21 protein-coding genes are annotated in these 18,129 nt (G+C 64.5%); 14 read left to right on the forward strand and 7 right to left on the reverse strand.

What is annotated here, in order from left to right; genetic code table 11:
• Positions 1-143: 143 nt before the first annotated feature.
• Genes gcvT through gcvPB form a run of 5 tightly spaced genes read left to right on the forward strand, consistent with a single transcriptional unit; the run spans position 144 to position 5,331 of the window.
• On the forward strand, positions 144-1,229 hold the full coding sequence (gene gcvT / locus ACMVO5_RS01245) for a glycine cleavage system aminomethyltransferase GcvT (RefSeq protein ID WP_416908280.1): 1,086 nt from the start codon (positions 144-146) through the stop codon (positions 1,227-1,229).
• A complete protein-coding gene (gene gcvH / locus ACMVO5_RS01250) occupies positions 1,226-1,597 on the forward strand; it encodes a glycine cleavage system protein GcvH (protein ID WP_416908281.1) in 372 nt (123 codons plus the stop codon). Before gcvT ends, gcvH begins: the two co-directional genes overlap by 4 nt.
• On the forward strand, positions 1,597-2,400 hold the full coding sequence (locus tag ACMVO5_RS01255; protein ID WP_416908282.1) for a class I SAM-dependent methyltransferase: 804 nt from the start codon (positions 1,597-1,599) through the stop codon (positions 2,398-2,400). Before gcvH ends, ACMVO5_RS01255 begins: the two co-directional genes overlap by 1 nt.
• Before the next feature lie 4 nt (positions 2,401-2,404).
• Positions 2,405-3,772, forward strand: coding sequence for an aminomethyl-transferring glycine dehydrogenase subunit GcvPA (gene gcvPA / locus ACMVO5_RS01260; protein ID WP_416908283.1), 1,368 nt, complete (start codon positions 2,405-2,407; stop codon positions 3,770-3,772).
• Positions 3,769-5,331 (forward strand): aminomethyl-transferring glycine dehydrogenase subunit GcvPB, encoded by a 1,563-nt coding sequence (gcvPB, locus tag ACMVO5_RS01265; protein WP_416908284.1) that lies wholly within the window; start codon positions 3,769-3,771, stop codon positions 5,329-5,331. The genes gcvPA and gcvPB overlap by 4 nt, the downstream gene beginning before the upstream one ends.
• Positions 5,332-5,411: 80 nt before the next feature.
• Here gcvPB and ACMVO5_RS01270 read toward each other — a convergent pair whose 3' ends face one another.
• Both ACMVO5_RS01270 and ACMVO5_RS01275 read right to left on the reverse strand, forming a co-directional pair.
• Positions 5,412-6,161 carry a PEPxxWA-CTERM sorting domain-containing protein gene (locus ACMVO5_RS01270; RefSeq protein WP_416908285.1) on the reverse strand — a complete coding sequence of 250 codons (750 nt, stop codon included), beginning with the start codon at positions 6,159-6,161 and terminating at the stop codon, positions 5,412-5,414.
• 113 nt (positions 6,162-6,274) lie between these two features.
• Positions 6,275-6,913 carry an arylesterase gene (locus tag ACMVO5_RS01275; RefSeq protein WP_416908286.1) on the reverse strand — a complete coding sequence of 213 codons (639 nt, stop codon included), beginning with the start codon at positions 6,911-6,913 and terminating at the stop codon, positions 6,275-6,277.
• Between the two features lie 52 nt (positions 6,914-6,965).
• Between ACMVO5_RS01275 and ACMVO5_RS01280 the strand changes: the two genes are divergently transcribed.
• The 4 genes from ACMVO5_RS01280 to ACMVO5_RS01295 all read left to right on the forward strand — a co-directional run bounded on the left by ACMVO5_RS01280 (position 6,966) and on the right by ACMVO5_RS01295 (position 11,720).
• Positions 6,966-7,667, forward strand: a complete 702-nt coding sequence (locus tag ACMVO5_RS01280) for an ABC transporter ATP-binding protein (protein ID WP_416908287.1) — start codon at positions 6,966-6,968, stop codon at positions 7,665-7,667.
• Between the two features lie 15 nt (positions 7,668-7,682).
• A complete protein-coding gene (locus tag ACMVO5_RS01285) occupies positions 7,683-8,393 on the forward strand; it encodes a dienelactone hydrolase family protein (RefSeq protein WP_416908288.1) in 711 nt (236 codons plus the stop codon).
• Complete coding sequence (locus ACMVO5_RS01290; protein ID WP_416908289.1) at positions 8,390-10,900, forward strand: ABC transporter permease; 2,511 nt, start codon at positions 8,390-8,392, stop codon at positions 10,898-10,900. The genes ACMVO5_RS01285 and ACMVO5_RS01290 overlap by 4 nt, the downstream gene beginning before the upstream one ends.
• An 85-nt stretch (positions 10,901-10,985) precedes the next feature.
• Entirely contained in the window at positions 10,986-11,720 is a 735-nt protein-coding gene (locus ACMVO5_RS01295; protein WP_416908290.1) for a Bax inhibitor-1/YccA family protein, read from the forward strand.
• A gap of 51 nt (positions 11,721-11,771) precedes the next feature.
• Here the strand turns inward: ACMVO5_RS01295 and ACMVO5_RS01300 are convergent, their stop codons facing one another.
• From ACMVO5_RS01300 to ACMVO5_RS01315, 4 genes are read right to left on the reverse strand one after another with little or no spacing between them, the layout of a single operon-like run.
• Positions 11,772-12,335, reverse strand: a complete 564-nt coding sequence (locus ACMVO5_RS01300) for a nucleotidyltransferase family protein (RefSeq protein ID WP_416908291.1) — start codon at positions 12,333-12,335, stop codon at positions 11,772-11,774.
• A 49-nt stretch (positions 12,336-12,384) separates the two neighbouring features.
• Positions 12,385-13,317, reverse strand: a complete 933-nt coding sequence (locus ACMVO5_RS01305; RefSeq protein WP_416908292.1) for a molybdopterin biosynthesis enzyme — start codon at positions 13,315-13,317, stop codon at positions 12,385-12,387.
• Complete coding sequence (locus ACMVO5_RS01310) at positions 13,314-14,273, reverse strand: XdhC family protein (RefSeq protein ID WP_416908293.1); 960 nt, start codon at positions 14,271-14,273, stop codon at positions 13,314-13,316. Before ACMVO5_RS01310 ends, ACMVO5_RS01305 begins: the two co-directional genes overlap by 4 nt.
• A gap of 13 nt (positions 14,274-14,286) precedes the next feature.
• A complete protein-coding gene (locus ACMVO5_RS01315; protein ID WP_416908294.1) occupies positions 14,287-14,886 on the reverse strand; it encodes a CoxG family protein in 600 nt (199 codons plus the stop codon).
• Between the two features lie 192 nt (positions 14,887-15,078).
• Between ACMVO5_RS01315 and ACMVO5_RS01320 the strand changes: the two genes are divergently transcribed.
• The 5 genes from ACMVO5_RS01320 to ACMVO5_RS01340 all read left to right on the forward strand — a co-directional run bounded on the left by ACMVO5_RS01320 (position 15,079) and on the right by ACMVO5_RS01340 (position 17,509).
• On the forward strand, positions 15,079-15,639 hold the full coding sequence (locus ACMVO5_RS01320) for a cold-shock protein (protein WP_416908295.1): 561 nt from the start codon (positions 15,079-15,081) through the stop codon (positions 15,637-15,639).
• 28 nt (positions 15,640-15,667) lie between these two features.
• Positions 15,668-16,102 (forward strand): DUF192 domain-containing protein, encoded by a 435-nt coding sequence (locus tag ACMVO5_RS01325; protein ID WP_416908296.1) that lies wholly within the window; start codon positions 15,668-15,670, stop codon positions 16,100-16,102.
• Between the two features lie 59 nt (positions 16,103-16,161).
• Positions 16,162-16,572 carry an NADH:ubiquinone oxidoreductase subunit NDUFA12 gene (locus ACMVO5_RS01330; RefSeq protein ID WP_416908297.1) on the forward strand — a complete coding sequence of 137 codons (411 nt, stop codon included), beginning with the start codon at positions 16,162-16,164 and terminating at the stop codon, positions 16,570-16,572.
• A gap of 3 nt (positions 16,573-16,575) precedes the next feature.
• Positions 16,576-17,049, forward strand: a complete 474-nt coding sequence (gene mlaD / locus ACMVO5_RS01335) for an outer membrane lipid asymmetry maintenance protein MlaD (RefSeq protein WP_416908298.1) — start codon at positions 16,576-16,578, stop codon at positions 17,047-17,049.
• A 67-nt stretch (positions 17,050-17,116) separates the two neighbouring features.
• Complete coding sequence (locus ACMVO5_RS01340) at positions 17,117-17,509, forward strand: DUF2155 domain-containing protein (protein WP_416908299.1); 393 nt, start codon at positions 17,117-17,119, stop codon at positions 17,507-17,509.
• Here the strand turns inward: ACMVO5_RS01340 and aat are convergent.
• Positions 17,404-18,129, reverse strand: a complete 726-nt coding sequence (gene aat, locus ACMVO5_RS01345; RefSeq protein ID WP_416908300.1) for a leucyl/phenylalanyl-tRNA--protein transferase — start codon at positions 18,127-18,129, stop codon at positions 17,404-17,406. The two genes, ACMVO5_RS01340 and aat, sit on opposite strands and share 106 nt — an antisense overlap.

An 18,129-nucleotide genomic window follows, 5' to 3' on the forward strand; every position in this document is an offset into this window, starting at 1 on the left:
GGCGCGTTCGCGCGATCTCCCACCGAAGGGGTAAGCCGGCACGCCGGTCAAAGCTCTCAGGTCCGGTGACAGACGGGGACAGGCTTGCGGGAATTCCCTCGCTCGCCGCGTTGCCGGAGGGCCCGATGGCCGGACAAGATTCGATGACCCCGCTTCCCCTCGATGCGCTGCATCGCCGGCTTGGCGCCCGCATGGTGAGTTTCGCCGGTTATGCGATGCCCATTCAATATGAAGGCATCATTGCCGAGCATCTCTGGACCCGAACTGCGGCGGGCCTGTTCGATGTGAGCCACATGGGCCAGATCCTGCTGCCGCTGGCTGATATCGCCACTCTCGAAACGCTGGTCCCCGGCGACATCGCTGGCCTGAAGTCCGGTGCGCTCCGCTATTCGCTGCTGCTCAACGAGAACGGCGGCATTCTGGACGACATGATGATCACGCGGCGTGACGATGATCTTTACCTTGTCGTCAACGGTGCGGTGAAGGCGGCCGACATGGCGGTGATGCGCGCGGCCGGCCTGTCGGTGGACTATCGTGAAGACTGGGCGCTGCTGGCGCTGCAGGGGCCGCAGGCCGTTGCCGCGCTTGAGGCGCTGGTGCCGGGGGTGAGCGAACTGCGGTTCATGCGCTCGGCCGGGTTCAGCTGGTCGGGTCATGCGCTCTGGGTCAGCCGCTCGGGCTATACCGGCGAAGATGGCTATGAGATCTCGGTGCCGGTTATGGCCGCCGAAGCACTGGCCGAGGCGCTTCTGGCCGATGAGCGTGTCCGCCCGATTGGCCTTGGTGCTCGCGATTCGCTCCGCCTTGAAGCCGGGCTGCCCCTCTATGGCCATGATCTCGACCCGGGCACGACGCCCATAGAGGCAGGGCTGGCCTTCGCCATTTCCAAGCGACGCAAGCTCGAAGGCGGCTTCCCCGCCGCAGACCGACTCTTGGCCCAGCTTCAAGATGGCCCGCAACGCAAGCGCGTCGGCCTTGCGGTGGAAGGCAAGCTGCCGGCCCGGGAGGGGGCTGCGGTTTTCGTGGGCGATTTGCGGGTCGGCACCGTCACATCGGGGGGCTTTTCGCCCAGCCTCGAGGCGCCGATCGCGATGGCCTATGTCGAGAGCGCCCACGCTGCCGATGACACGGCGCTGGAGATTGAAGTGCGTGGCAAGCGGCTGTCCGCAACTGTGGTACCAATGCCGTTCAAACAGAAGAATTACGTTCGCGAAGGAGGGGTGGCATGACCGTCTATTATACCAGTGATCATGAATGGCTGAGCGTCGAGGGCGATATCGCCACGGTCGGGATCACCGACTATGCGCAGGCCCAGCTTGGCGATGTCGTGTTTGCCGAAACGCCGGAGCCTGGCAAGCAACTCAAGAAGGGCGGCGAGGCTGCGGTGGTCGAGTCGGTCAAGGCCGCCTCTGATGTCTACTCGCCTGCCAGCGGCGAAGTCACCGAGGTCAATGCCGCGCTCGCCGATGAGCCGGCGCTGGTCAACACCGACCCTCAGGGCGCTGGTTGGTTCTTCAAGATCAAGCTGTCGGATCCGTCCGAGCTCGAGGGCCTGATGGATGAAGCCGCCTACAAGGCCCTGCTCGACACGCTTTGATGGCCAGCGCCGCCGCCTCGTCGATTGGCAGCCCGGCCTGTGGCTGGGATCCCGCGCTCTATGCCGCCAATGCCGGTTTTGTGCCGGCGCTGGGCAATATTGCGCTGGATTGGCTTGCACCCGGACCGGGCGAGGCAATCCTCGATCTCGGCTGCGGCGATGGCGCGCTGACGATCAAGCTGGCCGCGAGCGGTGCCCATGTCGAAGGGTTGGACGGTGACGGTGCGATGGTTCAGGCGGCGCGGGCGCGCGGCCTGTTCGTGCGCCATCTCGATGCCCGCGAACTTGCCGATGTTGCGCGGTTTGATGCCGTGTTCAGCAACGCCACGCTGCACTGGATCCGGCCGCCCGAAACCGTGGCTGCCAATGTGGCGCGGGCTTTGAAGCCCGGCGGCCGTTTTGTTGGCGAGTTCGGGGGACATGGCAATATCGCGGCCATTCGTACCGCGTTGGCGGCCAGTCTTGCTCGCCGCGGATACAGCGAGGCGCCTGACGCCAACTATTATCCCGCGCCTGACGAATATGCGGCCGTTCTCACTGCCGCCGGTTTCAACGTGACCCGCGTCGAACTCGTGCCCCGTCCGACGCCGCTGCCGGCTGGCATGGCGGCCTGGCTTGAGACGTTTCGTGGTGGTTTTCTAGATGCAGCCGGCGTCCCGCGTGATGAGCAGGACGCGATCATCGCCGAGACTGAGGCGGCGCTGGCGCCTGTGCTTCGCGATGCCACAGGTCGCTGGACAGCCGATTATGTTCGACTGCGGTTTTCCGCCCATCTGACACAAGATACCCCCCAACCGGAGTAGCCCCATGCGTTACCTGCCCCTCAGCCCTTCAGACCGCGAGGCCATGCTCGCTGTCATTGGCGCGCCTGATATTGATGCCTTGTTTGTCGATGTGCCCGCGTCGGCGCGGCTGAAGAGCCCGATCGAGGGCATTCCCAATCACATGCCCGAACAGCTCGTCGAGCGCCAGCTCGGCGCCATGGCCGGCAAGAACCTCACGGCCGGCACCGTGCCCTTCTTCGTCGGCTGCGGCGCCTACAAGCACCATGTGCCGGCCAGCGTTGATCACATCATCCAGCGCGGCGAATTTCTCACCGCCTATACCCCCTATCAGCCTGAAATCGCGCAGGGCACTCTGCAGTATCTCTTCGAGTTCCAGACCCAGGTCGCCCGGCTCACAGGTATGGATGTCGCCAACGCCTCCATGTACGACGGCTCGACCGCGATGACCGAGGCGGTGTTCATGGCGCGCCGTGTCACCCGCCGCAAGAAGGCGGTCATCTCAGGCGGTGTCCATCCGCACTATGTCGGCGTGGTGAACACGCTCACCCGCTTCACCGATGACGAGATCGTCACGCATACGCCCGATCTTACGCCCGGCGCGCCGGGTGATGACCTCGCGGCACTTGCTGCTGCCATCGATGACCAGACCAGCTGCGTCGTCGTGCAGAACCCCAATATTTTCGGCCATGTCGCTGACCTGACCCCGCTTGCCGAGGCCGCTCACGCCAAGGGCGCACTGCTGATCGTGGTGGTTACCGAGGTCATTTCGCTGGGTGCGATAAAGTCGCCCGGCGAAATGGGCGCCGATATCGTGGTGGGTGAGGGCCAGTCGATCGGCAATGGCCTCAATTTCGGCGGGCCTTATCTGGGTCTGTTTGCCTGCCGCGAAAAGCATGTTCGCCAGATGCCCGGCCGGCTTTGCGGGGAGACGGTCGATGCCGATGGCAAGCGCGGGTTCGTGCTGACGCTTTCCACGCGCGAGCAGCATATCCGCCGCGAAAAGGCCACCAGCAACATCTGCACCAACTCCGGCCTGTGTGCGCTGGCCTTCACCGCCCACATGACCCTGCTGGGTGAGAAGGGCCTGCGTCAACTGGCGGCGCTCAATCACGCGCGCGCTGTCCAATTGGCTGACCGCCTTGCGCAGATCCCGGGCGTCGAGCTGGCGACGACCAGCTTCTTCAACGAGTTCACGCTCAAGCTTCCCAAGGAAGCCCGCCCGGTCATCCGCGCGCTGGCTGACAAGGGCGTGCTCGGCGGCGTGTCGCTCGGCCGCCTCTTCCCGGACGCGCCGGGGCTCCACAATGGCCTGGTCGTGGCGGTGACCGAAACCGCGACGGATGAAGATTTCAACGCGTTTGAAGACGCTCTCGATGAGGTGCTGGCATGAGCATGAACAATATTGGCCGCGTCACCCGCCTGTCCGGCGAGCCGCTTCCCGAGCTCCCCGGCGGCGTGACCTTCACCGGCAACCGCGGGCTGATGCTCGAAGAGCCGCTGATCTTCGAAATCGGCACGCCTGAGGGTTGCGGCGTTGACCTGCAGCCCGTGCCCGATGTGCCGAGCCGGCTGGGCAGCCTCGCTCGCACGGCGCCGATGGACATCCCCGGCCTCTCCGAGCCCGAGACGGTGCGCCACTTCACCCGGCTGAGCAGACAGAACTATGCCATCGACCTCGGCATCTTCCCCCTCGGCTCGTGCACCATGAAGCACAACCCGCGGTTGAACGAGAAGATGGCGCGCCTGCCAGGCTTTGCCGACATTCACCCGCTGCAGCCGCAATCCACCGTGCAAGGGGCGCTGCAGCTGATCGACACGCTGGCGCACTGGCTCTTGACGCTGACCAACATGCCCGCCGTGGCGATGAGCCCCAAGGCCGGAGCGCACGGCGAGCTGTGCGGCATGCTGGCAATCCGCGCCGCGCTGGAAGCCCGGGGCGATGCGCGCCGGGTCGTGCTTGTTCCGGAATCGGCACATGGTACCAATCCGGCGACGGCCGCCTTCTGCGGCTATGAGGTGGAGAATATCCCGGCCAATGCGCGTGGCCGGGTCGATACCGCCGCGCTGAAGGCTCGCCTCGGGCCTGATGTCGCTGCGGTGATGATCACCAACCCCAACACTTGCGGGCTGTTCGAGCCGGATCTGGCCGATATTTGCGAAGCAGTGCATGCGGCGGGCGGGTTTGTCTATTGCGACGGGGCCAATTTCAACGCCATCGTCGGCCGCGTGCGCCCGGGCGATCTCGGCATCGACGCGATGCACATCAACCTGCACAAGACCTTCAGCACGCCGCATGGCGGCGGTGGTCCCGGCTCGGGTCCGGTGGTCTTTTCAGACGCGCTCGCTCCCTTTGCGCCGCTGCCCTTCGTCCGCAAAGGCAAGGACGGCTATGAGCTGGTCGAGGAAGAGCAGGCCCGCGAAAGTGCTGACCATCATCAGAGCTTCGGCCGCATGGTCGCCTTCCATGGCCAGATGGGCATGTTCGTTCGCGCGCTGTCCTACATGATGAGCCATGGGGCTGACGGCCTGCGCCAGGTTGCCGAGGATGCGGTGCTCAACGCCAATTACATTCTCGCCAGCCTGAAGGACATCTACACTGCGCCCTATGCCGATACTGGGCCGTGCATGCACGAAGCGCTGTTCTCCGATGACTTCCTGCACGAGACCGGGCTGACCACGCTGGATCTGGCCAAGGCGATGATCGACGAGGGCTTCCACCCGATGACGGTGTATTTCCCGCTTGTCGTCCATGGTGCCATGCTCGTTGAGCCGACCGAAACCGAGAGCAAGGCCAATCTCGACCAGCTCATCGGTGCGATGCGCTCGATCGCCTTGCGCATGCTTGCCTCCCCGGCCGACTTCCGGACCAGTCCCCATCTCGCGCCGCGCCGCCGGCTGGACGAAACGGCCGCCGCGCGCAAGCCGGTGCTGGGCTACAAGGCCGCCTGAAACGGCGCGCAGTGGCGCAAAGAAAGAGGGCCGGTGCAGTGATGCACCGGCCCCTTTTCTTTTGCGTCTGCGCGGGCGCTTCAGGCGAGGGCGATGGCGCGCCTTCGCCGGGCCGCCATCCCGACCAGCCCGAAACCGGCAATCAGCATCGCCCAGCTTGCCGGTTCCGGCACGACATTGTTGCCCGCGATCACGGTGCCGCTGATCCTCGACCAGCGACCGACCGTGTGGTTGTCGCTTTCATAGCCGCCCGACGGGCCCTGCGAGAACACAATCCGGTCAAACCGCGTGTTGCCGCGCGCATAAAAGTTGAGAAACACATAGGGTTCGTTGGTGTTCTGGCCAGTGAAGGCCGGGTTGGGGTTCCCGAAATAGTCAGTCCTGTTGGGTAGACCGTTCACGAAGGTCCGCACATCGGCGGCATTGAAGGTGAAAAGCTGCTGGCCCCCCTGAAAGAAGGCGAGGTTGTTGTTCGCATCGAGCGCTGATAACCAGAAACCGAAATAGTTGACGCCTTGCGGCAGCGTGGTCGAAAGGTCGAGCGTATAGCTCACGTTCGAACCGGCATTCGCGAATTTTCCTGCGCCTTCGGCTCCGCCAAAGCGGTTGGCATTGCCGACGCCGACATTGCTGTAGGTCCCGCTGAACACGGCGGTCTCGCCGAAATCACTGATGATCGTCTGACCAGCACCAGCGCCGTAGCTTTCGAAGTTTTCGACGCCAACGGCTGTAAAACCCGAGGTCGAAGTCTGGATGCCCGGCTGTTCAGTTTCGAGGCTGACCGAGAAGTGCGTGACTGCGGCCGCCGGCGAGGCCAGCACCATCGCCAATCCAATCAATTTTCCACACATCGTAACGCCTCACTAACATCAAGTTAATTGGCGCTATTGCAATTGGCGTCCGCTTTCAATCGAGCGTGGAACGATTTGACACTCCTTCAGAATCAGCCGGACTTGGCCAATTCTTTTTCGACCAGCGGCAGGATGCGCCTGACGATCACTTTCACGCCCTCCGCAGTCGGGTGCAGGCCGTCGTCGAGCTGGAGGCCCTTCACCGTCGCCACGCCGTCCATGAAAAAGGGATAGAGCGCGACTTGATGCTTCTTGGCGAGGCTCGGATAGATGGCGTTGAATTCCTTGACATAGGCTGCGCCCAGATTGGGCTGCGCCAGCATGCCCGCGAGGACGACGCGGCTGCCACGCGCCTTGAAGTCGGCGATCATCGCATCGAGATTGGCTCTGGCCGTTGCTGGCGATTGGCCGCGCAGCATGTCATTGGCGCCGAGCTCGAGAACGACCAGATCCGGCGGCGATTTCATCGCGCCGAGTGTCCAGCCGATCCTTGCCCGGCCTTGCGCCGTGGTGTCTCCCGAGACACCGCCCATCACCACCTTGACGTCATGCCCGCGCGCCCTGAGGGCCGCCTCGAGCTGGGGCGCAAAGCCTTCGCCGGGCTTCAGCTGATAGCCCGCTGTCAGGCTGTCGCCATAGGCCAATATGGTCTTTGGCGTGGCTGCCTGTGCGGCGATCGGCAGCAGCATCAGCAGCAGGCCACCGACGAACTGGTAAAACCATGAGGACATGCCATATAGAGAATCTGAGCCACGCATAAATCTCTCCGCCCGAAAGGCCTGAATGTCAGCCAATATCGTCATCGATGCCGAAAATGTAACCCTCAGCTTCGGTGACGGCCCGGCACGCGTCGATGTGCTGCGCCGCGTCAGCCTGCAGGTCATGGCCGGGGAGCGGCTGGCCATCCTTGGTCCGTCGGGGTCGGGCAAGTCCTCGCTGATGGCTGTTCTTGCCGGGCTCGAGCGGGCCGACAGTGGCAAGGTGATGGTGGCCGGGGCAGATTTTTCCGCGCTCGATGAAGATGGTCTTGCCCGGGCACGCCGCGGCCGCATCGGCATTGTTCTGCAAGCCTTTCACCTTATCCCGACGATGACGGCGAGGGAGAATGTGGCTGTGCCGCTTGAACTCGCCGGCATTGATGGTCACGAGGCGCGCGCCAATGCTGAACTTGAAGCCGTCGGCCTGGCGCACCGGCTCACCCATTATCCCTCGCAACTGTCCGGCGGCGAGCAGCAGCGCGTTGGCATCGCCCGCGCTCTGGCGGCGCGCCCGGCACTCATCTTTGCCGATGAGCCAACTGGCAATCTCGATGCCGCCACCGGCCAGACGATTGTCGAGATGCTGTTCGAACGTCTGCGCGAGACGGGGGCCACGCTGATCCTGATCACCCATGACGCAGATCTTGCAGCGCGCTGCGACCGCATTATCGAGATGCGCGATGGCCAGATCGTCAGCGACAGCCGCACCGCCCTACAACCCGCATGAAAACCGGAGTTTCCGATGACCGTCTTTCGCTACACCGATGGCCCCGCGACCTGTGCCGGGCATATCGCCCGCCCGGCCGCTGCCGGCCCTCGCCCCGCCGTTCTTGTCGCCCATAACTGGGTTGGGCAGACCAGTTTCGACAATGATGTTGCCGATCTACTTGCCGCACTCGGCTATGTCGGCATCGCCATCGATGTGTACGGCGAAGGCCAGCGCGGCAGTGAGACCGCCGACAATACACCGCTGATGCAGCCCTGGCTCGCCGACCGCGCCGCGCTGCGGCGCCGACTGCTCGCCGCTGTCGATGCAGCGGTTGCTGATGCGGCTGTTGATGGGGCCAACATCGCTATCATGGGCTATTGCTTCGGTGGCCTGTGTGCGCTCGATCTCGCCCGCGCCGCGGACCCGCGCGTCAAGGCCGCGATCAGCTTTCACGGCATCTACAGCCCGCCCGCCATTGGCCCGCAGGCCCGCATCATCGCCAAGGTGCTTGCCCTGCATGGCTGGGAGGACCCGATGACGCCGCCCGATGCGCATCATGCGCTGGCCCGGGAGATGACCGAAGCCGGGGCCGATTGGCAGGTCCATGCCTATGGCCACACTTATCACAGCTTCACCAACCCCGGCGCCAATGCACCGCAGGATGGCAAGGCCTATAGTGCCGCTGCCGATGCGCGTAGCTGGGCGGCCGCGTCGTCGCTTCTTGCCGAAGTCTTTCCCGCTTGAACCTCGCTCTCTCTCTGGCGCTTCGTGAGCTTCGCGGCGGCCTTCAGGGGCTGCGCCTGCTGGCCGTTTGCCTGATTCTGGGCGTGGCCGCGCTTGCTGGTGTCGGCAGCCTGTCTTCAGCGATCACCAGCGGCCTTTCGGAGCGTGGCCAGTTGCTGCTCGGTGGCGACATCGAAGCACGGTTCTCGGGCCGTTTCCTGACGCCCGAGGAGCGGGCCGTTCTTGAGGCCGCTGGCACGACCTCCGACGTCGTCAAGTTGCGCGGCATGGCCGCCAATCCTCTGACGGGCGAGCGCGCCTATTCCGAGGTCAAGGCGGTCGATGGCAACTGGCCGCTTTATGGGGCCTTTGTTGCCGATCCGGACGTGCCGATCACCCCGGGCACGGTTTCGCTGTCGCCTGCGCTCGCCGCCCGGCTCGATCTCACACCGGGACAGGAGATTATGATAGGCAGCCTGACCCTCAAGGTCGCCAGCATCATCCTGGAAGAGCCGGATCAGGCCGGGGCCGGCTTTGGTTTCGGGCCGAATTTGCTGATGTCGCTGGATGATCTGGAAGCGACGGGCCTGATCGGGCTGGGTAGCCAATATAGCAGCCAGACCCAAATCCGCCTGCCTGCCGCTGATGGCCTTGAGGCTGCCACCTATGATGGCCTGCTGGCCGAAGCCCGCGCCGGGCTTGAAGCGGCGCTGGAGGATTCCGATGTCCGCTGGCGCGACAGCAGCAATGGCGCGCCGAGCACCCAGCGGTTTGTCAACAATCTGGGCCAGTTCCTGCTGCTCGTCGGCCTCACATCGCTGGTCGTCTCCGGGGTTGGCGTCGCGGGCGGTGTCAGCGCCTATCTCGCGGCGCGCACGCGTACCATCGCAACCCTCAAGACCCTCGGTGCGGACAGCCAACTCATTCGCAATGTCTACCTGTGGCAAGTCGGGCTTGTCGCGACCGGGGCCGTGCTGGTCGGCCTGGCGCTGGGCGCGCTGACGCCTTTTGCTGTCGCGCGGTTTGCCGCCGACAGCCTGCCGGTGCCGCCCTCGCTGACTCCGCAATGGGGGGCACTCGCAGCCGCTGCTGCCTATGGCCTGCTGATCGCGCTGATGTTTGCACTCTGGCCGCTGGCCGAAGCTGCCGACATGCCCGCCGCGCAACTCTACCGCACACTCACCGAGCGCAAGGCGCGCCCTGGGCGGGGCACCATCGCGATTGTCGCTGCCTGCGGGATAGCCATTGTCGCGATCACGCTATTGCGTGCTGGCGAGACACCGTTCGTGCTCGCATTCATGGCGGCGGCGGTGGCGCTTGTGGTGCTGCTCTGGGCGCTGGCCGTGGCGGTGCGCGCACTCGCCGCGGCCGCGCCGCGCCCGCGCCACATGCTGGCGCGCCTTGCGCTTGGCAATCTCCACAGGCCAGGCGCGCCGACCCGCCAACTGGTGATGGCGCTTGGCCTCGGCCTTACGCTGTTTGCCACGCTCGCCAGTATCGAAAGCAGCTTTTCGAACCAGATCGACAGCACCATTCCGGCGCGTGCGCCCAGTTTCTTCGTCATCGATGTGCCGCGGGAGGATATCGATGCGTTCAAGGCCAAGGTCGATGAGCTGTCCCCGGGCGCCGAGATTACCACCGTGCCCTCGATGCGTGGTCCAGTGACGGCTGTGAATGGCGTGCCGGCCGATGAGGTTGAGGCGCCTGACGAAGCCTGGCTGCTGCGCGGCGACCGCGGGCTGAGCTATGCGGCGGCCTTTCCAGCGAACAATGAGCTGGTGCGCGGAGAATGGTGGCCAGAAGACTATGCCGGGCCGCCGCTTATTAGTCTTGATGAGGAGGCCGCCGCAGCGCTGAACCTCGATATCGGCGATACGATCAGCGTTTCGGTGCTCGGGGTCGAGATCGAGGCGAAAATCGCCAGCACCCGCAAGATCGACTGGCAGTCGCTGGGCTTCAACTTCGCGATCCTGTTCGCGCCGGGCACATTGGAAGCCGCGCCGCATGGTTGGATGGCCACCGTCGCTGTCGACAGCGACCGTGAGGATGTCATCCAGCGTGAAGTCGGACGGGCGTTTCCCACGGCGTCAATCATCCGCGTCAAGGATGTCATCGATCAGGTCGGCGTGCTGCTTGGCCAGTTGTCGGCCGCGATTCGTGCGGCCGCCTCTGTCACCATTGCAGCCGGCATTGCCGTGCTCATCGGCGCGCTGGCCTCGGGTGCCAGCGCCCGCACCTATGACAGCGTCCTGCTGAAGCTGCTGGGGGCCACGCGGGGACAGGTGGCAGCGGCAACGCTGGCCGAATATCTTCTGCTCGCGCTGATCGTATCCGGGCTCGCGTTAGTGCTCGGGTCAGGGGCTGGCTGGTTCGTAATCACGCAGGTGTTCAGCCTTGAATGGCAGCCGCGCTGGTGGCCAGTGTTTGCCACCGTCGGGCTCGGTGCGCTGGTTACCGTGCTGCTCGGCCTTGCCGGCTCATGGCGCGCACTTTCGGCTCGGCCAAACCGCGTTTTGCGCGGGCTGTGACGCCGCTGCCCATTGAAAATCGCGCTCATCTGCACGATATTCGACGTCGAACGCTGGCAGTCCCGCCAGCTTGAGGGAGATTTTTATGGCTAACCCGCTTGATCCACGGATCGGCACGGTTCGCTCGGGCGCGTCAGCCGATGCCGGTTTCGACGCCGGCCTGCGTGCGCACATGCTGTCCGTTTACAATTACATGGCTTCGGGCGTGCTGCTCACGGGCATTGTTGCCATGCTGTTCGCGCGTGGCGGTGACAGTTCGCTGGCCGCGCAGATCTTCATGGCGCCTGGCATCCTGAAATATGTCGTCATGTTCGCCCCGCTCGGCTTGGTGCTGTGGCTCAGCTTCGGCATCAACAAGCTGTCGGAAGGGGCGGCCAAGGGCATTTTCTGGGCCTATGCGGCACTGATGGGCGTGTCGTTGTCGACGATTTTCCTTGTCTACACGGGCGGCTCGATCGCGCAGACCTTCTTCGCAACATCGGCGGGTTTCGCCGCGCTCAGCCTTTATGGCTACACGACGAAGAAGGACCTTTCGGGCATGGGCAAATTCCTGCTCATGGGTCTGGTCGGCCTGATTGTTGCCTCGATCGGCAACATCTTCTTCCAGTCGAGCGCGCTCAATCTGGGCATTTCGATCATCGGCGTGTTCATCTTTGCGGGCCTCACCGTCTATGACACGCAGAAGATCAAGAACTTCTACTTCGAGGTTGCCGGTACCGATTTTGCCGGCAAGGCCGTGGTGATGGGCGCGCTGACCCTCTACCTCGACTTCATCAACCTCTTTCTCTATCTGCTGCGCTTCATGGGCGACCGCCGCTAAGCGCTGCAACAGACTGAAAATCGGCCCGGTGGTGAAAACCGCCGGGCCTTTTCATGTGTGGCGGCGAAGCGCGGCAAGTGCCTCCGGCGTGTCGATGTCGGTCAGCACTGCATCGCTCGGGGCGATGACCTCGGTCACCTTCTGCCCGGCTAGCAGGCGCCGCGCCCCTTGATCGCCCTCCAGTGCCATCAAAGCGGGAAAATGCGCGCGTGGCCAGCGCACGGGGTTTCCTCGCCGCCCGTCGAAGATCGGCACAGCCACACCGTCTGCCGCCGCCAGCCGGGCCAGTAGTTCCGGCTCAATTCGGGGCATGTCACCCAGAGCCACCAGAACGGCATCCCAATCATCCGGCACTGCCGCCAGCCCGGCGCGAAGGCTGTGCGCCAGGCCCTTTGCATAATCCGCGGCTTGGACGAAGGACACGTCGCGCCGCGCCAGCACGCTGCGCACGGCGCTGGCCTCATGACCCAGCACGACCAAAAGCGGCAGGCCCGCATTGAGCAGCGCGTCGGCCGCATGAACGACCAGCGGCTTGCCTTGCCAGTGTTCCAACAGCTTGTGCGCGCCCATCCGGGTCGAGCGCCCGGCGGCCAGAAGCAGGGCGCCGCAGTTCATAGCTGGCGCGGCTGCGGGTCCGGCCGCTCGGCATCGGGGAGCAGCCCGCCTACGCCCATGGCGGCGATGTCGGCGCTGGTGACCGAGAGGCCTGCAGCCAGTCGCTCGAGAACGATATCAAGCCCATTGCGCTTGGGCGAACGTGCGCAGCCGGGCAGGCCGATGACCGGGCGGCCACCAATTCGTCCGAGGACCAGAAGATTCCCGGGTCGACTGGCATGCCCAGCCGCTCCACCTCGCCACCGGCCGCGACGATGGCGGCTGGCACGACATCCCCGCGGTCTACTGTCGCCGATGCGCCGGCGATCAGGATCATGTCGCCGCCCGCTGTTGCCAGCGCGGCTGCGAGTGCGTGCACATCGTGCGCCAACTCGGCGCTCACGCGCATGGTGCCGCCCAGCGCCTCGATCCGCGCCCGCGTGACCTGCGCCGCTTTTGCAACCGCCTTGTCCGTCATGCCGGCCAGCCGCGTCGTTAGCAACGCGGCTTCAAACGGGCGGAAGGGCAGCACACGCAGCGCGGCCGCCATGCCAGAGGCCGTGTTGAGAGCGGCCTCCGCCACGCCGTAGCGGATGACTTTTACGGTCGCGACGATCTCGCCCGCCTGAACACGGGACATAGCCGGCAGTGTTCCCAGGGTAAGCGCCTCATCCACGCCATTGACGGCGTTGATCATGGCCGGATCAAAGATGAGCAGCCCATCGGCTTCCGCTGCCAGGTTGCACCGGCCATGCTTGGCGTCGAGCGCGCGGACACCGGACCCGAGCAGCGCGGCACCCAGTCTTGAGGCAGCCGTGTCTTCCGGAACATCGCTGGCTTCAAGCCGTGCCACGCTCAATCGTTCCAGCCCTGCCTCGCCGGCCGCCGCCACGTCGGCCGCACTCAACAGGCGACCTTTGGCCCAGCGAACATCGCCAACCATCTGTCCATGCGCCAGCAAGGCCCCCACGGCGTCCGCGACCGCGACCGTGCCGAAGATCATGCCACCTGTGCACCCTGTGCCGATTGTCGCCACACGGCCGTCATCTGCGCTGCAATGCTCAGTGCGATCTCGGCCGGCCCGACCGCGCCGATGTTCAGCCCGGCGGGGCCGTGAACGCGCGCCAGCGCCTGTTCGGCTACCCCCATGGCGGCCAGTCGTTCCAGACGCCTGGCATGGTTCTTCCGGCTGCCTAGCGCTGCAACATAAAATGCCTCGCTCGAAAGCGCTGCTGCCAGCGCTACATCATCGAGCTTCGGGTCATGGGTCAGCGCCACCACGGCGCTTGCGGCATTGGGCTTCCATTCTGCAAGCGCTTCGTCGGGCCAGCGGCGGTCGATGGGCAGGCCGGCAAAGCGCGCCTCAGCGGCAAACATCGTGCGTGGGTCGATGATCGTGGGCGCGACGCCGAGCCCTTGCGCCAGTGGCACCAGAGCTTGCGCGATATGGACAGCCCCCACAATCGCAAGCCGCCGCGGCGGCGCCCAGCCACGCACCATGACACCCTCGGGGGCGCTGGCGGTATCGCCAAGCCAGCTGCGTCCGGTCGCCATATCGGTCAGGACGATGAGGCTGCGCCCATCGATTGCAGCCGTTGTCAGCGCGTCGACGATGGAGACAGGATAGCCATCTTCCGCGAGGCGCTGAACCAGGATCGAAATGCGCCCGCCACAGGCCAGCCCGACCCGCCAAGCTGTCTCATCGGCCACGCCATATTCCAGCAGTGTCGAGCCGCTGTCGGCTGCCAACAAGGCCTGTGCTTCGACGATGACTTCGCCCTCGACGCAGCCGCCGCTGACTGACCCCATGAACAGGCCGTCGTCGCGGATGGCGAGATGGCTTCCGGCCCGGCGCGGGGCCGAGCCCCAGGCGCTTGCCACCGTTGCCACGGCGACCTTGTGACCTGCCGCCAGCCAGTCCTGCGCGGTGGTCAGTGTGGCGAGGTCCTCGTCGTTCACGGATCAAGCCCGCTTACGACCATTGCCAGGCCAGAAATCCCAGCACGCCGATGATCAGCAAGCTCGCCCAGATGACCGGAGAAAGCCCGGACGGCTTTGATGTCGCCGGTTCCGGCTCTGCCGGCTGCGGTGCTGAGTCTTCGATCACTGGTGCATCACCCGCTGGCACCTCGAGCTCGGCCTTCAGACTGTTGAAGAAGCTTTCAGCATATGCCTTGGCGGTGCCTTCGATCAGCCGCCCGCCGAGCTGTGCGAGCTTGCCGCCGACGGACGATCGCACGGTGTAGCTGAGCGCCGTACCGCCGGCCTCATCGGCGAGCGCGACATCGGCTTCACCCTTGGCAAAGCCGGCAACCCCGCCCTTGCCTTCGCCAACCAGTGTATAGCTTTCACCCTCCACAACATTGGTCAGCCGGACAAAGCCAGTGAAGGTCGCCCGCACCGGGCCGACTTTGGCGTTCATCTTTCCTTCCAGACGCTCGCCGTCGGCGTCGCTGGTCCGGGTCAGGCTTTGCACCCCTTCGATGCAGCGTGACAACACATCAGGGTCGTTGAGCGCCCGCCAAACTGCGTTGCGTGGCGCCGCGATGGTCACAGATCCTGAAAGATTCATTTTGCCTTGTCCTGTCCTGTCGCCTTTCGGCTGCCCATCATCCTAGCGCCCACACCCTGCTCACGCTACTGTTGCCCACGAAAGTATGACCGCCCGGCGGTCAGACAGCGTTTGCGTAGTGTCGCGCCGCATATTATACTGGACAATATGTCGCGGTTCGGGAGACTGCGTCAGTAATGTGTTGGGGGTCCAGTGGAGCAGCTTGAACAGGACACAACGACCGAGGACGTCATTGTCCATGGCGCGGTCAAATGGTTCGATCCCGTGAGGGGCTATGGCTTTCTGATTCCCGATGGTCCTGATCAGGAAGGGGATATCCTCATCCATTTCACCGTGGTGCGCGAATATGGCCGGCGTACGCTGCCCGAAGGCGCCCGGCTGGCTTGCACGACGATCGCCCGCGAGCGTGGTCGCCAGGCCCGCCGTATTCTCTCGCTTGATCTGAGCACGGCGATCGGGCCCGACCCTGAAACCGCCGCTATTCGCGCCGCTGACCGGGTGGATCCCGACGCCATGCTTGCGGACGCTGGTGATTTTGAACCCGTGGTCGTAAAGTGGTTCAACAGATTGAAGGGTTATGGCTTTGTCGTGCGTCCCGGCGGTGAGGAAGATGTTTTCGTTCACATGGAGACCGTCCGTCGCGCCGGTTTGCCCGAGCTCATGCCTGACCAGTGCCTGCGCGCCCGTATTGCCGCTGGTCACAAGGGACCGCTCGCTGTCGCGCTCGACCATGGGGACGTCGGCGAGAGTTGAACCCGTCGCCGGGCGGATGGCTGGCATCTTGGCAGCTATTGTCGCACTGTTGCTGGCCGCTGGGCCCGCTTTTGCCGCTTGTCCAAACATCGGGCTGGAGCGACAGCGCGTCACCTTCGTCACCCGCAGCGGCAATCATGACTATATGGTAGAGATCGCCGCGACGGCGGAGGAGCAAGCGTGTGGCCTGATGTTCCGTGAGTTCATGCCCAAAACGGTCGGCATGATCTTTCCGTTCAAGCCGCCGCGCGACACGTCCTTCTGGATGCGCAACACACCGTTGCCGCTTGATCTCATTTTCATCGACAAATCTGGGCGGGTGATCAGCATTGGTCAGGGCAAGCCGTTTTCCGAGGATTTCATCCCCGCCCGAGGGGTTGCCGCCCATGTTGTTGAACTCAATCTGGGCGAGGCCGCCCGCATTGGCCTCGCCAAGGGCGATCTGGTCAGAATTCCGGATTAGCCGGCATAGGCTTGCGCACAATGCTTGCCTTTCCCCCGCAGTTGCGGTTTGAGGAAGCCATGGGATTTCTCGCAAACCTGTTTACTTGGTGGAACGGCCCCGGCCTTGGCACCCGACTTTTCACTCGTCGCCATGGGCAGGAAGTCGGCCGCGACCATGAAGGGAACATCTACTATCGCTCGGGCACGGCGGGCAGCGCGCAGGAGCGTCGCTGGGTGATTTTCAACGGCGCGCCAGAGGCCACGCGCATTCCGCCGGAATGGCATCTCTGGATGCACAAGACGGTGGCACTGCCGCCCAGCGAAGCCCCGCTCAGCCCTCGCGTCTGGGAGCGGGAATGGGTTCCCAATGCCACGGGTACGCCGGCCGCCTATAGGCCGAGCGGTGCGCTGGAGGCTGGCGGCAAGCGGGCCTCGGCCACGGGCGACTATCGCGCTTGGTCGCCTGATGACACTGACAGCGGTCTCTGAGCGATGCGCGCGCTTCTCAAGGAGAACGTTGTCGAGGCGCTGGTTGGCCTGATTGTCGTTCTGGTTGCGGCCTTCTTCGTCAACTTCGCGTGGGAGCGTACACAGGCCGGGCGCGGCGGCGATGGCTATGTCCTCACCGCGCGTTTTCCGAGTGTCGCCGGCATCTCTCCCGGTGCCGATGTCAAGCTGGCCGGTATCAAGGTTGGCCGGGTGGTCGGGCAGCGGCTTGATCCCGCCAGCTATCAGGCGATTCTCGAAATTTCCGTGCAGCCCGGCCTTTCCTTGCCCATCGACAGCAGCGCCGCGATTACCAGCGAAGGCTTGCTCGGTGGCAATTTCGTGTCGCTTTCGCCCGGGGCCGAAGACGTGATGCTGAAGCCGGGCGAAGAGATCCTCGAGACCTCAGGCGCTGCTGACCTGATGGGGTTGATCGGCTCGGTGGTGAACCGCAGCGGCGGTGACAGTGCCCCGAATTGACCGTTTCGCCGCGCTGCTGCTGGCGGCTGCGGCTCCACTTTCTGCGCAGCCTGCTGGGCCCGAAGGCGTGACCCCCAATGCGGCGCGCGTCGTCGAGATCGCGGCAATCGACAAGCGGAGCGGGCGCACCGAAGTCTTCCGTGGCAATCCCGGTCAGTTGTTCACCTTCGATCGGTTGAGCATCAAGGTGAAGACCTGCGAGACAACCCCTCCCTGGGAAGAGCGGTTGACCGGCGCCTTCCTGCAGATTGATGAGGCTGCCGCTGACGGCGTTGATCGTGGCGGGGCGGGCCGGATTTTTTCGGGCTGGATGTTTGCCGAAAGCCCGTCGCTCAATCCGCTTGAACACCCACGCTATGATGTCTGGGTCAAGAGTTGCGCGATGCGCTGGCCTGAAAATGTGCCAACGCCAACACCGTCTCCAACGCCAGCCCCGGCGCCTGAAGCGGCGCCTTCATAGGAATCAAGCGCGGAAAAGTCGCCGGTCACGGCCAGCGCTTCAGCTAGCCATGTCCGGTAGGTCTTGCGGTCGATCTCGCGCGTGCCAAAGCGTGCCAGATGCTCGGTCAGAAACTGGGTGTCGAGCAAGCGGAAGCCGCCAAACCGCAACCGCACCACGAGCGCTGCCAGCGCCACCTTTGAACCATCAGTGACTCGGGTGAACATGGATTCGCCGAAGAATGCTGCGCCGAGCCTGACGCCATAGAGCCCGCCCGCCAGCTGGCCGTCGTCTGTCCAGACTTCGATGCTATGGGCATGGCCCATCAGGTGAAGCTGCTTATAGGCATCCAGGATCACATTGTTGATCCAGGTCTGGTCACGGTCTGGTGCGGGGGCCGCGCATTCGCTGAGTACGCGCGCAAAATCGCGATCGTGACTGACCTGAAACCGCTCGCGCCGCAGCGTGCGCATCAGGCTGCGCGGGGCATGGAATTCCTCGAGAGGAAGAACCCCGCGCCGCCGCGGCTCAACCCAGAAGATATCCGGACTGTCGGCGCTTTCGGCCATGGGGAAAAGGCCGTTCGCATAGGCGCGCAGCAACATTTCCGGGTCGAGGCTGCGCGTGACCGGGCGGCTCAT

This window comes from Polymorphobacter sp. (assembly GCF_048007885.1).
Taxonomy (GTDB): Bacteria; Pseudomonadota; Alphaproteobacteria; order Sphingomonadales; family Sphingomonadaceae; genus Sandarakinorhabdus.